The sequence below is a fragment of the Streptomyces mesophilus genome (genome assembly GCF_040300965.1).
Taxonomy (GTDB): domain Bacteria; phylum Actinomycetota; class Actinomycetes; order Streptomycetales; family Streptomycetaceae; genus Streptomyces; species Streptomyces mesophilus_A.
The window spans coordinates 1-13,152 of sequence record NZ_JBEPEW010000191.1; the positions used below are offsets into that span (position 1 = coordinate 1).

The 13,152-nt window shown below is 70.1% G+C and carries 13 protein-coding genes and 1 pseudogene; 3 read left to right on the forward strand and 11 right to left on the reverse strand.

Features of this window, described 5'->3' with window-relative positions:
• Window positions 1–54: 54 nt before the first annotated feature.
• From ABT367_RS37290 to ABT367_RS37310, 5 genes and pseudogenes are all read right to left on the reverse strand, one after another.
• Window positions 55–1,752, reverse strand: coding sequence for a serine/threonine-protein kinase (locus ABT367_RS37290; protein ID WP_352257880.1), 1,698 nt, complete (start codon window positions 1,750–1,752; stop codon window positions 55–57).
• Between the two features lie 166 nt (window positions 1,753–1,918).
• Window positions 1,919–4,144, reverse strand: a complete 2,226-nt coding sequence (locus ABT367_RS37295) for a hypothetical protein (RefSeq protein ID WP_352257882.1) — start codon at window positions 4,142–4,144, stop codon at window positions 1,919–1,921.
• Window positions 4,141–4,497 carry an alpha-L-rhamnosidase C-terminal domain-containing protein gene (locus ABT367_RS37300; RefSeq protein ID WP_352257901.1) on the reverse strand — a complete coding sequence of 119 codons (357 nt, stop codon included), beginning with the start codon at window positions 4,495–4,497 and terminating at the stop codon, window positions 4,141–4,143. The genes ABT367_RS37295 and ABT367_RS37300 overlap by 4 nt, the downstream gene beginning before the upstream one ends.
• Window positions 4,498–4,512: 15 nt before the next feature.
• A pseudogene (locus ABT367_RS37305) lies at window positions 4,513–5,223 on the reverse strand (MGH1-like glycoside hydrolase domain-containing protein); the annotation flags it as partial.
• A gap of 87 nt (window positions 5,224–5,310) precedes the next feature.
• Window positions 5,311–5,880, reverse strand: coding sequence for a hypothetical protein (locus tag ABT367_RS37310; protein WP_352257884.1), 570 nt, complete (start codon window positions 5,878–5,880; stop codon window positions 5,311–5,313).
• Window positions 5,881–5,967: 87 nt separating this feature from the next.
• On the opposite strand from ABT367_RS37310, the gene ABT367_RS37315 reads away from it, so the two are divergent.
• A complete protein-coding gene (locus ABT367_RS37315) occupies window positions 5,968–6,375 on the forward strand; it encodes a CoA-binding protein (protein WP_352257886.1) in 408 nt (135 codons plus the stop codon).
• Between the two features lie 42 nt (window positions 6,376–6,417).
• On the opposite strand, the gene ABT367_RS37320 is transcribed toward ABT367_RS37315, so the two are convergent.
• Complete coding sequence (locus ABT367_RS37320) at window positions 6,418–6,777, reverse strand: hypothetical protein (RefSeq protein ID WP_352257888.1); 360 nt, start codon at window positions 6,775–6,777, stop codon at window positions 6,418–6,420.
• Between the two features lie 53 nt (window positions 6,778–6,830).
• On the opposite strand from ABT367_RS37320, the gene ABT367_RS37325 reads away from it, so the two are divergent.
• On the forward strand, window positions 6,831–7,304 hold the full coding sequence (locus tag ABT367_RS37325) for a WapI family immunity protein (RefSeq protein ID WP_352257890.1): 474 nt from the start codon (window positions 6,831–6,833) through the stop codon (window positions 7,302–7,304).
• Between the two features lie 57 nt (window positions 7,305–7,361).
• On the opposite strand, the gene ABT367_RS37330 is transcribed toward ABT367_RS37325, so the two are convergent.
• The 4 genes from ABT367_RS37330 to ABT367_RS37345 form a co-directional block, all read right to left on the reverse strand.
• Window positions 7,362–8,372 carry a hypothetical protein gene (locus ABT367_RS37330; protein WP_352257892.1) on the reverse strand — a complete coding sequence of 337 codons (1,011 nt, stop codon included), beginning with the start codon at window positions 8,370–8,372 and terminating at the stop codon, window positions 7,362–7,364.
• Window positions 8,373–8,628: 256 nt separating this feature from the next.
• Window positions 8,629–8,946 (reverse strand): hypothetical protein, encoded by a 318-nt coding sequence (locus ABT367_RS37335; protein WP_352257894.1) that lies wholly within the window; start codon window positions 8,944–8,946, stop codon window positions 8,629–8,631.
• A gap of 286 nt (window positions 8,947–9,232) precedes the next feature.
• On the reverse strand, window positions 9,233–9,373 hold the full coding sequence (locus ABT367_RS37340) for a hypothetical protein (RefSeq protein WP_352257896.1): 141 nt from the start codon (window positions 9,371–9,373) through the stop codon (window positions 9,233–9,235).
• The gene (locus ABT367_RS37345) at window positions 9,355–9,729 is read right to left on the reverse strand and encodes a hypothetical protein (RefSeq protein ID WP_352257897.1); all 375 of its coding nucleotides are present in this window, start codon (window positions 9,727–9,729) and stop codon (window positions 9,355–9,357) included. Before ABT367_RS37345 ends, ABT367_RS37340 begins: the two co-directional genes overlap by 19 nt.
• Before the next feature lie 250 nt (window positions 9,730–9,979).
• Between ABT367_RS37345 and ABT367_RS37350 the strand changes: the two genes are divergently transcribed.
• Window positions 9,980–11,344 (forward strand): lipase family protein, encoded by a 1,365-nt coding sequence (locus tag ABT367_RS37350; protein ID WP_352257899.1) that lies wholly within the window; start codon window positions 9,980–9,982, stop codon window positions 11,342–11,344.
• A gap of 255 nt (window positions 11,345–11,599) precedes the next feature.
• Here the strand turns inward: ABT367_RS37350 and ABT367_RS37355 are convergent, their stop codons facing one another.
• Window positions 11,600–13,147, reverse strand: coding sequence for an alpha-L-fucosidase (locus tag ABT367_RS37355; RefSeq protein ID WP_352257902.1), 1,548 nt, complete (start codon window positions 13,145–13,147; stop codon window positions 11,600–11,602).
• Window positions 13,148–13,152 lie beyond the last annotated feature (5 nt).

Sequence of the window (13,152 nt, forward strand, 5' to 3'; positions counted from 1 at the left end):
CTCCCCGGTCCGGGCCCGGACCGGGGAGCGCGGCCGGGTCCCGCCTCTTCGCGGTCAGTTCCTCGCGACGGTGAAGGTGGAGCAGCTGTCCGACGGCGTCCCGTCGTCGTCCGTGACGGTGCCCGTGATCGTCTGCGGCGACGCTCCGTCGACATCGGCCGCGAGCCCCGCCATGAGATAGCCCTCGGGCTGCTGGATCCAGTGGTCGCCCAGCAACTTCAGGCGCCCTCCCGAGTAGGTGCCCTTCATGGCGAAGGTCCCCGACGGGACGTCGGGGTTGGTGTCCACCGCGTAGAAGTCGAACGTGGCGGTGACGGCACCCGAGTCCTCGGACATCGTCAGCGTCAGGCCGGTCTTTCCCTGGTAGCAGGTGTACGTGCCGCGCCATTCGCCCGTCACGGACGACCGGTCCTCGGCTTCCGGCTCGGTCGGCTGTCCCGAATCCGCCACGGGAGGGGCTTCGGAGCGCTCGGCGGCGGGCGGGGACGAGGTCGCGGCGCCGCCTTGCGCACCTGACGACCCTTCCCCGTCACCGGAGTTGAGCGCGAGGGCCACGCCCACGACTCCGGCGACGGCGAGTGCGAGAACAGCCGCGATCAGCCCACCGCGTCGCCTGGGCACCACCTTGGCGGGCCCCGGATGTGTGGGGTGCTGAAAGGCGCCATGGCCGGGGATGTACGGCGGCGACGCCTGGGGAAAGGCGTGCGGAGCGGGCGGCGGGCCGAATCCGGGGGGCGGCGGGGTCGGCGCATCGGCCCCGGCCGTGCGCGTGGGCGCCGTATGAGGAGAGGCGGGCCGTGGTGGCGCCACCTCGGTGACCACGGCGGTGGGCGGGATCCCGTTCCCCACCGGACCCGGGGTGATCTCCTCGGCCTCGAGGTTGAGCAGCACCTCGCCGCGGCGCGCGATCGCCGAGGCGACGGGGGCGGGCAGCCAGTCACCACCGGCCTCGGTGCGCGCTCCGGCCCGTGCCGTGAGCTCGCTCGGGCTCGGCCTGCTCTCCGGCCGTCTGCTCAGACACTCCCGTACAACTGAGGCGAACTCATCGGGCGCACCGGTCAGGTCCGGTTCGTGGTGCACGATCCGGTACAGCAGTTCGGGTCCCGAGCCGCCGCCGAACGGATTGTTCCCCGTCGCCGCGAACGCGAGCACCGCGCCCAGCGAGAACAGGTCTCCCGCCGCGGTCACCGCCTTCCCCTCGGCCTGCTCCGGCGACATGTATCCGGGCGAACCCACCACAAGTCCCGTCCCGGTCAGCGCCGAGTCGTCGGCGGCCCGCGCGATCCCGAAGTCGATCAGCACCGGACGGTCCAGGGACAGCAGGACGTTCGACGGTTTGAGGTCCCGGTGCACAAGGCCGGTGGCGTGCACCACCTCCAGGGCCTCGGCAAGCCCCGAAAGGAGACGCCACAGTGCGGGCTCCGGCAGCGGCCCGTACCGGTACACGGTCTCCGACAGCGAGGGCCCGGGTATGTACGCGGAGGCCAGCCAGGGCACATCGGCCTCCGGATCGGCGGCCACGACGGGCGCGGTGCCCGCACCGGAGACGGCGCGCGAGGCGTGCACCTCCCGGGCGAACCGCTCCCGGAAGCCCGGAGCCGAGGCAAGGCCGGCGTGCACCAGCTTCACCGCCACGGTCCGCCCGCCGGGGGAACGCCCCAGGTAGACCCGCCCCATCCCGCCTTCGCCGAGACGCATCAGGATCCGATACGGACCGACCTGCCGCGGATCCCCACCGGTCAACGGCTCCACGGGCAACTCCTCGGCACAGTAGGGAACTTGATCCCCAATCGTGCCATGCGCATGCACACACGGACAGTGCAGAACGAACTGTGCGGGCCACCCGTGACGGCGCATTCCGGGACACAGGCGTCGAACACCTCCACTCCTCCGGAACGCGCCCTGCGGGGGCCGCAGTTCACAGGGCGGGAGCGAGGCCCTCCCAGCGCGCCGTCCAACCCTGGTCCGGGAATCCGGGCGCCATTCCTCGCGGTCCTGGACGCCCCCGTTCCCCCACCGGCCCGCCGGGTGAGTCGCCCCAGCCGGCGCACATCATGGCGACGGCGTAGAGCAGACCTCCGGCCGCGGGGAAGTACGGGGACGGCACCCCGCTCTTGCCACTGGCCGGCAACCCGGTGTCGGTGAAGCCGAACCGCTCGTGCAGCAGGTAGTCCACGGCGCGGCCGGGCTCGCCGAGCCGGGCGGCGTTCATCGCGAGGAGGGGGAAGTCCCAGCTGTACAGGTCGGTGACCGGCCATGTCTCGCGCACCTTGCGGGTCGTCGCCCGCATGACCTCCACGTCGACGCCGTCACCGGGCAGCATCCCGAACGGGGCGATCGGATCGGGGTGGTTGGTGTTCCGCTCGGTCCACATGTCCGGCACGCCCTCGTACAGCACGTAGACCCCGCCCTCGACGGGCAGCGGGGCGAGGCCGTCGAGGACGGCGTCCCAGTGCGGCTCGCGGGCCAGGCCGAGGCGCTCGCGCCACTCCTGTGCGATGCGCAGCCCGAAGCGCCAGTACGACAGTTCGAAGGCCGGGTTCAGGGTCTCGGCCGACGGGTTGCGCTCGTTGCAGCACATGATCGGCGGGCCGATGACGTACCGGCCGCTGTCCTCGCGGTGGGCGAACGAGGCGATGAACTCCGCGCTCTCGTGCACGACTTCGCGCCACTTGAGCAGCGTGGACCGTCCCGGGTGGGCCTGGTGGTCGAGTTCCGCGAGGAAGAGCGGGTGCGGCTGCTGCCAGATCAGCAGGCAGGTCGGGATGCCGGGCGACTCGCGCCCGATGGCATCGCCGTACGCCGTCGTCATCTTCGGCCAGCGGGCACCGGAGAAGCCCTGGGAGGTCGCGAGCCTTCGCGCGGTGGGCAGCAGGCGGGTGTAGACGTCGGTGCTGCGGTCCAGGAGCGGCCAGCGGTTCCAGAGCCCGTACTGGAAGGCGTGCCACCAGTACATCTCCATATGGAACTTGCCGTACCAGCCGTTGTTGACGAGTCCCGACTCCTGGGCGGGGTCGTTGCCCGCGTCGTTGACGGCCAGGTGGTACTGGCTCAGGACGATCCGGCGCTCCAGCTCGTGCGCCCGCGGATCCTCGCTCCCCGACAGCTCGATCGCCCCGCCGGTCCGCCAGAACCGCGGCCACCAGCTCTCGCTCTGCCGCACCACTTCGGCTGCGGATGGCACGGCACCGTCGATCTCCGGAGCGAAGTGAGCTGTCACATCGAGTCGTTCACCGCCAGTCGTCACCTCGTAGCGGTGGCGTGCCGGGTCGGGCCGGCTGATCCGTGCGCCGGGCGAGAGCGCGAGGCCCACCTCGTACCGCGTGGCGTCCATGGTGTGGGCGACCACGGGAGTGCGGCCGCGGCGGCGCGGTGTCGTGGTGTGCTGCTCGGGACGGTCCCAGAGGCCGACGTACGGGGCCTCGAACTTGTTGCGTCCGGCCGCGGTCGCGTACGGGAAGTGCAGGAACACCGAGAGACGGCCGAGCCGCACGAGCGGCGACTCGATCCGCACGGCGACAGCGTCCTGGCCGGGATGGCAGGGGGTCTCGACCGTCACCGCATGTCCGTCGAGCCGGAACGAACTGCGCAGGACGCCCGTCCAAGGGTCGAGTCCCTGAACGGTGTCCGTGAGGTCGCTCTCGGCGGCCTCGGTCCCGTCGTCCTTGAGCAGCCGCAGACCGAGGCGGCCGAGGTTCGCCCGGTGGGGGTTCTCGCGCAGCCAGTTGTGGAGTTCGGGTTCGTTGTCGTCGTCCGTCCAGTAGAGGACGTCGCGCCCATACGTGTCCCAGACGGTGCCCCGGTAGTCCGCGATCCCCTTGCCGGGCGGCAGCGGGTCGGCGTGCCAGGCCCAGTCGGACAGGGCGTTGAACGGTACGAAGGTCTGCAGCCCGGTCACGTCGGCGCCGAAGGCGAACCGGCCGTTGCCGACCTGGACCGGCAGGTCCAGGTCGCTGTGGTGGCGCACAACGCGGTGCCGGGACACCAGGGCGTGCCTGTCGATACGTGGGCCCCCGCGCTCGCCGGCGGGTGCGGCGGCCGCCGCCGACTCCGCCTGCACGACGCGGGACATCAGCGTCGCGGCGGTCAGCGCGGAGGCCGCGCCGATGAACCCTCTGCGGGAGAAGTGCCGCTGGTCGGTCATGAACCGTTCCCTTCGTTGCCGGCGTGCGCGTGGAACGACGTCTGTCCGGATCCGACCCGGTAGACGGCCCGGCCGTCCTCGACGCCGAGATAGCGGGCGTCCTGTCCCGTGACGCGGTAGATGCCGCCCGGGACCACAGGCAGGGCGACCGTCGCTGTCACATTCACCGGGACCGTGACCTCGGTGTTCACGCCGTGGCGGTTCCTGCGCCAGTCCACCGCGACGGTGCCGCGCTCGGTCCACTGCGTGCCCGAGGCATGATCAAGTCCCTTGTCCGCGGGGGCGATCCGCACGGTGGCCGCGCCCGGTGACGTGATCGTCAGGCCGAGGACGCTTTCGAGGATGCCGGTGATCCCGGCTCCGCCCCAGCCGTGGGAGAGGCTTTCGCTGCTGCTCTGGGAGACCTGGGCGCCGGTGCAGGCGGATGCCGGGCAGCCGGGGGTCCACTGCCCCCAGAGGAAGGTGCCGCCTTCGGCGAGCACCTCGGCCGGTCCGTCGTGGTGCGGGTCGGTGAGCAGGTCCACCACGGTGTCCGGGCGGTCGGTGACCCGCAGGGCTTCGAGCAGGGTGCGCAGGGTCATCGGGCCTTGCTGCATGCCGTACGCGGAGATGCGCTCCCCAAGTGCCGCGTATTCGGCGGGCGTTGCGGCGCCGTAGGCGACGGGGAAGGTCTGCGCGTGCTGTCCCGCGTGGGCGATGCGGCTGCCGTCGGCGGTGAGACCGTCGGACCAGGCGCCGCTCCCGGGGTCGCGCAGCTGCTCGCGCATCGCGGCGGCCAGCCGGTCCGCCCGGTCCTCGTACAGCGTGGCCGCCTCGGTGTCGCCGAGGGCTTCGGCCGCCTCGGCGGTCGAGCGCATGGCGCCCACGCCGAGCGAGTTGACGACCGTACGGTTCACGTTGCCGTCGACGACGTAGCCGTAGCGCATGGGGGCGGGCCAGTCGATGATGCCGTACTTGTACGCTCCGCTGCCGCCCGGCAGATCGGCCACCAGGCCGCGGTCGTCGAGGGCGGAGGAGACGTACTCGGAGATGTTCTTCATCACCGGCAGGGCCTGCCGGAGCAGGTCGCGGTCGCCGGTCGTCCGGTAGTAGCAGGACCCACTCGGGGAACATCTCGGTGTAGTCGGGGATGTCCCGCTTGCCGTCCCCGTTGGGGTAGACGGCGTTCATGGCGCCGTTCTTCCAGCGGACAACCGCATGACTTTGCGGGCCGCGGTCCACTGGTTGTCCGCGTCGTTGCCGGTGGCGGGCCGCCGGATCCACTGCGCGCCGGACCAGTCCCCGTCGGCGAGCCCGGTACCGAACGTCGCGGGGCGCGCGTACGGCGACACATCACCGCGCCGGTCCCACGTCCGTACTGTCCACTGGTACTTGGCCCCCGCGACGAGACCCTCACCCGCGTACGGCACCCAGGACTGCCGCGCACCGGGCACCTTGCCGCTGTCCCACACCGTGCGTCCGCGACCGTCGCGCACGACCAACTGGTAGGCGGACTGCACCTCGTTCGCATCGGTGTCGCGCGGCAGCCAGCCGAACGCCGGGGTGCCGTCCACCGCCGCCGGATCGACACGGCCGGACACGGTGGTGCCGGCCGAAGCCTGGGGGCGGTGGTTGACGCCGTCCCGGTCCGCGAACGACGGCGGGGCGACGGTGAAGCTGAGGCCGAGGGCCAGCGCGACGGCACCGGACCGGAACGGGAGCGAGGACGGGAGCGGGGACGGCCACCGCAGTCTCAAGCGGGCGCAGGCCGCACGACCGGGAATCGCACGGCCCTCTGCCTCGTTACTCCCCCGAGAGCCTCACCCGACGATCAGGAGCCGGTTATGTACGGGACATCGCAGACGGTCCGCAAGATCCTCACCGAATCCGGTGACACCTGGGCCGTGGTGGGCCTGTCCAACAACCAGGACCGCGCCGCCTACGGAGTCGCCCGGGTCCTGCAGCAGTTCGGCAAACGCGTCGTCCCCGTCCACCCCAAGGCCGAAACGGTCCACGGCGAACAGGGCTACGCCTCACTCGCGGACATCCCGTTCCCGGTCGACGTCGTCGACGTCTTCGTCAACAGCGACCTGGCGGGCCCGGTCGCCGACGAGGCGGTCTCGATCGGCGCCAAGGCCGTCTGGTTCCAGCTCGGCGTGATCGACGAGGCGGCGTACGAGCGGACGCGTGGGGCGGGGCTGGAGATGGTGATGGACCGGTGCCCGGCGATCGAGATCCCGGCGCTGGGCTAGGGCCTGATCCACAAGTCAGGCCCTAGCGGTCCGCGAGCCCGCTCAGTGCTCCACGTAGCTGAAGTCGCCCATCGTCCAGGCACTGACGTCCTCGATCGCCACCCGGTACATCCCGCCGCTCTCCGGAATTCCCACCGCACCCTGCAAGATTCGCGCCACATGGAAATGCAGATGCGTGGGCGGCTGCGCCTTGCCCGTGGACGAGGCGAAGACGGCGGAGAAATCGCTCAGGCGGTCCGAGTCCGCCAGGACCTCCGACACCCGCTGCCTCCAGACCGCTTCGGGTGCCAGCCGGCCGGTGATGACGGCGCCACCGGCGACCACGGTCATGGACATCTGATTGCTGTTCCCGGACTCCACCAGGGAGGCGATGTCAACGAGCAGTTGATCAGGCTTCGACATGAGCAGCGATTCTAGCCACCGTCCCGCCGGCTTGCGCGTGGCATCCTGGCGCAGTGCTCTTGAGTGATCGCGTATGCAGGGTCGAACTCCATCCGGTGCGCTATCAGTTCGCTGCGGCCCGGGGTGACTCGTACGACGACAACTGGCTGGTCATCGACGGCACGGTGACGACCCCCGAGGGCAGCTGGTCCTTCGCCGAGCCGTGTCTGCTGACCGATGAGGCTCGCCGGGTGACCTCGTGGCTACGTGCGGTGGCCGCAGGCACGGTGCCTGTGACCGGGCCTGACGGCGAAGGCGAGTTGTGCCCGGACCTGGGGTTCATCGAACCGCTCCTGGCCTTCAGCCTCGCCGACCGGAGCGAAGAAAGGTCAGTCATTCGCGTTCACCTGTCCTTGGAGGCAGCACCTCCTTGGCAGCGAGGCGACGACGTCTACCAGTACGCCGTGGGGGTGCGCATGGATGCGGCCGCGTTGCTCCACGCAGCGGACCAATGGGATCGCGCTCTGATGCGCTACCCGTCCCGCTGACCCGGCGCTGGGGCAGCGGTCGGTGCACGGATCGGCTACGCGTCAGGACGTGGCCGGTCAGACGTTGTTCTCCCACTCACCGTTCTGCATCGCCATGAATGCGAAGGCGCCGAGGACGTCCTGCGGGTTGAGCTTCTCGGCACCGGCGGGGGCCTTCACCGGATCGCCGCCCGCCTTGAGGGCGATGGTGACCGGCAGGGCGGCGTCACTGTTCCGGTCCAACTGGTTCGGGTCGAAGGACAGCTTGCTCACCATGCCGTCCTTGACGTCGATGGTGATGTCGACGTCCTTGTCCGCGAAGTCCTTTGCGTCGATGCCGGACAGGCCGAGCTTGTCCTCCAGTGGCTCGAGCCCCTCGAGCAGGTCGCTCGCGGTGTCGCGCGCGGGCAGCGTCACCTTGAATCGCTCGGCGCCGTCCTTCTTGCCCTCGGCCTTGATGTCCCCGTTCTCACCGAGGGCCTTTCCGAAGGCGTCGAGGATCTTCTGCTGGTCCTTGGCGTCGATCTCACCGAAACCCCCGCCGGGGAAGAGCGAGTTGTGCTCGTCCTCGGTGAACTGCTCGGCGGAGAACTCCTCGAACTCCCTCTGGTCGATCTCGATCCACTCACCGCTCAGGGCGGCTTTGACCGAGCCGAGGGAGCCCGGCAACTCGTCGACACTCTTGGTCATCTCGTCGAACAGCGCCATGTCCTCGCGCTCCGAGCCGAGGTCGAACTGCTCGATGATTCCCTTGATGTCACCGCGGATGAACCGGGTGTCCCCGATCGCCCGCACCTCGATGAGGTCCTTGCCCGAGCCCATGGCGAAACCGAGGGAGGTGGTGGCCTTCTCCCACTCCTTCTCGGTGAGGGAGTCGAGCGGCTTGTCGGAGCTCAGCCCGAAAGAGACACGGGCGTCGGCGAGAGTGCGTGCCAAAGTGCCCGGGGCGTCGACGTCATCCTTCTTCAACTGCGTCAGGATCTCGTCCGCCGTGCCGTCGAAGCCGAGCTCGGCGGAGATCTGGCGCTGCTCCATCAGCTTCTCGAAGGCGCCCTTCACCTCGAGTCCCGCGCTGATCTTCTCGCCCACGCCACACGCGGTCATCGTGCACGCGGCGAGGGCTGTGCCGGTAAGGACGGCTACGGACTTGTACCGGGTGTTGATGACGTACTCCTGCCAACGTGAACGGCCTGCGATCTGCCGTAAACGCTAGTTAAAGCCCACCCGTCGGCACGCTGCCGAAAGTCCCGTCGTCACGGGACCTAGGTCGCCGCGTGCGTCACCGCGTACGAACGGAACAGGGAGAACGGACGGCCGGACAGCAATCCCCGGCAGTCCGGCCCGGTCAGACCGGATACGCGTACTCGACATGGATCAGACGCGCGACCCCTGTCAGCAGGAACACCGCCGGCAGCAGCAGCCACCAGCGGGCGAGAGTGCCGCGCCGTACCGGCATGTACGAGAGAAGAAGGGTGAGGCCGCCGAGGACGCACAGGAAGACGGCGGCCGCGGCGATGCCGTCGATCGCGGCCGAATCCCAGGACCCTTCGGGCCGGATGAACAGGGCGCCGTAGCCGACATAGCAACTGAGCAGATTCGCCAGTACGAGCACGACCGTCCACGATCCGCGCGCCGTACCGGTCACGCGTCCTGCCCCGCTCACGTGATGGCGCCCCTCGCGTCGTCCAGGTTCCGGTCGAAGCCACGGGCATAGGCCTGGGCCTGGTCATTCTGCCAATACGGTCCGCCGTTGTAGCGGGCGGCCAGTTCCTGGCGCTGTTCTCGGGCTGCCGCATCGGCTCGGCGCGCTGCGCGGTCTCCGTGATCGCCTCGCCCACCTGAGCGACCAGGCCCTTCAGCGTCGACTCCGCGCGCAGCCCGTCCGAGTAGTGCGACTTGGCTGTCTCCAGTGCACGCGCGTAGTGCAGAAGCGCGCTCCGCGCCTTGTCCTAGCCGTCGGAGAGATGCGTGACAAGCCCGTTCGCCTCGCGCAGCCGGTCGTCGTACGGCTTGCGGTTCTCACTCACCCAGTCCGTCTTCTTCGCCGCCTTGGACGCCGACGGCTCGATGCTCAGGAGCAGATCGCGCAAGCGCCGGAATACATCGGCGTTCCGCTCGACGAGCGCGCGGCAAGCAGCGAGGTCACGTCCCGATACTGGTCGTCCGCGAAGCGCGCGAACCGGTCCACCTTCTCGGCCACATCCGGATGTGAACGCGGCGCGCGCGCCGTCGTGCACAGCTCCCCGTCCGGACGTCCCTCGTAGAGCAGCCCGGCAAGCTCGATGAGCAGATGCGAACTGCCGTCGAGCGACTGGTTCTTCACACGGAACCCGTCGCCGGGGCCGAAGCCGCCGGACCCGCCGCCTCCCGGCTCCGGCGCCACCTGGTTCAGCCGCATGCCGGATGCCGCGGCGGCCGCATGCTGCTCGGCCGCTGCGGCCTTCAACTGATCAACTGCTCCCACTCTTCCCACGCCAACGCGCGCCCCCGTTGCCCTCCGTCGAACTCCCAAGCGATCAAGGCTACTTGATCGCGCACGGACGCCGGTTTGCAAAGCGAGGGCTCACAAATCTCTGCCGCACCTCTGGGCAACTTCCTTACTCGTTGGTAAGTTTCGCCGGGCCTTACCCGCCGGTAACACCTGTGGCGGGCTCAGCAGTCATCCCTGTCAGCTGCTATCGCGAGTCGAGGGAGTCATGCAGAAAACCGTTCGGCACATCGCCACCGCAGGTGTCACCGCCCTCGTCCTGACCGCCGCGCCCGGCATCGCCGTCGCCGCACCGTCGGCCGCCGCGCCCCCGTCGACAGCCGGTTCGCCGGCAGCCGCCGCGAGCGACGCCTTCTACACGTACGACGGGAGCGAGCCGCTCTCTTCTTTCACACCCGGGGACGTGCTCAAGAAGCGGACGTTGAAGTACCACGTCCTCGGCATCCCGACCCCGGTCGAGGCCGTCCAACTGCTCTTCCGCACCTCCGACGCACAGAACCGCCCGGCCGCCGGTGTCACCACCGTGGTGCGCTCCGCGACGAGCGACGGCAGCAAGGCCGTCTCCTACCAGTCGTTCTACGACTCCCTTGACCCCGAGCACGGGCCGTCCCGGGCCATCGCGGGCGATGTGAGCCTCGGCGGCGCGATCGCGAACGCGGAGACCATCTTCATCGCCCCGCTGCTCCTGGCGGGCTACGACGTGATCATCCCGGACACCGAGGGGCAGACCGCCAACTTCGCGGCCGGCCCCGAGTACGGGTACAACACGCTCGACTCGATCCGCGCCGCGCGGAGTTCCGCCGCGCGGACCGGCATCAGACCCGACGCCCGCTTCGGCCTCATCGGCTACTCCGGCGGCGCGATCGCGACGAACTGGGCCGCCGCACTCGCACCGGACTACGCGCCGGACGTCAACCGGCAACTGGTCGGATACGCCGAGGGCGGACTGCTCGTGAAGCCCTCGCACAACCTCGAGTACGTCGACGGCAGCCTGGTGTGGTCCGGCGTCATTCCGATGGCCGTGATCGGGGTCGCCCGGGCGTACGACATCGACCTCAAGCAGTACATGAGCGACTACGGCAAGTCGGTGTACGACAAGGTCGAACACGCTTCCATCGCCGACACGTTGGGCCGCTACCCCGGTCTGACCTGGAAGAAGATGGCGAAGCCGGAGTACGCCAACCCGAACTCCGTGCCCGAGTTCGTCGAGGCGGTCAACAGGATCAACCTCGGCTCGGCCCCCACCCCGGACGTCCCCGGCTATATCGCTCAGGGCAACGGCGGCGTCGCGGAAGGGACCTTCAACAACCCGCCGGGCATCGGCACCGGTGACGGAGTCATGGTCGCCGGCGACGTACGGGCGCTGGCCCGGCAGTACTGCGCCACGGGCAGCGCGGCGATCAAGTATCAGCAGTACAACGCACTCAGCCATGTCGCCTCGCCCCTGCCCTGGGCGCCCACCGCGCTGAACTGGCTCGACGACCGCTTCGCGGGCAAGGCCGCACCGTCCGACTGCGGCAGGATCGCCCCGGGCAACTCACTGGCACCGGAGCAGCCGGTACCCGCCTCCTGAGAACCGGGTTCCACCTACAGCGGGGCGCCCGACGGACTCCGCCGGGCGCCCCGCCACGGCCATCAGGCTCGGCGGGCCTGTGTCGGGGCTCGAACCGCAGGGCGTCGATGGCGGCGCAGGGCCCTGGCCGGGAGAGCGACGCCCCCTCCAGTCCATTCCTCCGATGTCTGGCCGTTCAGGGGCAGTGGCCTTCGGTGGCGGCAGGGGCGGGTGTCGCGCAGGTGGCAGGCGCCCCTGCCGCGTCGGAGGCCGTCGTCACACGCGCGAGCGGTGGAGCTCGAAGGCGGCGATCGAGGCCGCCTGGCGGGATGTGAGGATGCGCAGCCGCCACTGACGGGCCGTCACCACGGTGGGCAGGGCGAGGATCCGGGAGGCACCGATCGTGCCGACCGTTGCCACGTGATGCCAGCCGTCGGCCGTGCGTGCCTCGATGGCCGCGGATTCGACCTGCTGGCCGTGACGGATGTCCTCGGCGAGCCGGATCCGGTCGACGGCCTGCTCCCGGCCGAGGTCCAGCGTGAGCGTGCCTTCGGACGGCGCGGGCGATGTCCACGCCGTGTCCGGGTCGCCGTCCACAGCACGGGCGGCCCGGCGGCCGTCGCCGAAAGCCCGGGATCCGCGGGCGAGATCCTCCGGCAGCTCGCGTTCCACGCGCTCACGGAACTCCTTGAGGACGGCGACGTCCGCGTCGGGCAGGCGGCCCTGCTGGTCCGGGGGGATGTTCAGGAGCAGGACGGAGTTACGTCCCACGGAGCGGAACCAGATGTCGGTGAGCTGCTCCACCGACTTGGGCTGCTGGTCCGCGTGGAAGAACCACCCGGGCCTTATCGACACGTCGCACTCGGCCGGCCACCACTGCAGGTACTGGGCCAGCGGCTGCGCCTGGACCAGCGCCGCACGGCTGCCCTGGTCGGCGGCCTCGTAGTGAAGGGCGTAGTCGGTGCGGCCGTAGTCCTTCTCCTGCACCGGGACGACGCTCCACTCGTCCTCGCGCGCGAGCCCGCCCTCGTTGCCGACCCAGCGGACGTCGGGGCCCGACACGGCGATGGAGGCGTCCGGCGCGAGGGTGCGGATCAGCTCGTACCAGCTGTCCCAGTCGTAGCGCTCCACCTTGTCCGGGGGGATACGTCCCTGGGCCCCGTCGAACCACACCTCGTCGACGGGGCCGTACTCGGTGAGCACCTCGTAGAGCTGGTTGAGCATGTAGGCGCCGTAGTCGGTGGCCTGGAGGTCGAAGCTGCGCAGCCCCTCGCCCGCCCGGTCGTCGCCCTCGGTGAGGGTGGGCACGGTGTGCGTGGTGCGGGCGCTGCCGTTGGCGTAGACGCCGTGCAGAAACTGGTTCTCGTCGGCCGGGGAGACGTAGACGCCGACCTTGATGCCGTGGCTGCGCATCGAGTCGGCGAAGGAGCGCAACACGTCGCCGTGGCCGTCACGCCAGCTGCTCGACACGACGCTGTGCCGGGTGTAGCGGGAGGGATAGAGGACGAAGCCGTCGTGATGCTTGACGGTGAGGATGGCGAGCTCGAAGCCGCCGTCGCGCAGGGCACGCGCCCACTGGTCGGTGTCCAGGCCGACGGGCTGGAAGACGTCCGGGTCCTCGTCGCCGGTACCCCACTCGAGGCCGGTGAAGGTGTTGACGCCGAAGTGCAGGAAGGCGGTCTTCTCCAGGCGCTGCCAGGTGATCTGACGTTCCGTGGGCCGCACACGGGCCGCCTTGGCGACGAGCTGCCCGGGCGAGTCGGCGGTGCTGACCGGTATGCGGTAGTGCGGCTCGACGGTCGCCGCCGACGGGCTCGCGGACACGGTGG

Bases quoted from the DNA above. Each gene is read 5' to 3' on its own strand.
- ABT367_RS37350 (WP_352257899.1), top strand. From the start codon at position 9,980: ATGCAGAAAACCGTTCGGCACATCGCCACCGCAGGTGTCACCGCCCTC.
- ABT367_RS37320 (WP_352257888.1), bottom strand. From the start codon at position 6,777: ATGTCGAAGCCTGATCAACTGCTCGTTGACATCGCCTCCCTGGTGGAG.
- ABT367_RS37295 (WP_352257882.1), bottom strand. From the start codon at position 4,144: ATGACCGACCAGCGGCACTTCTCCCGCAGAGGGTTCATCGGCGCGGCC.
- ABT367_RS37315 (WP_352257886.1), top strand. From the start codon at position 5,968: ATGTACGGGACATCGCAGACGGTCCGCAAGATCCTCACCGAATCCGGT.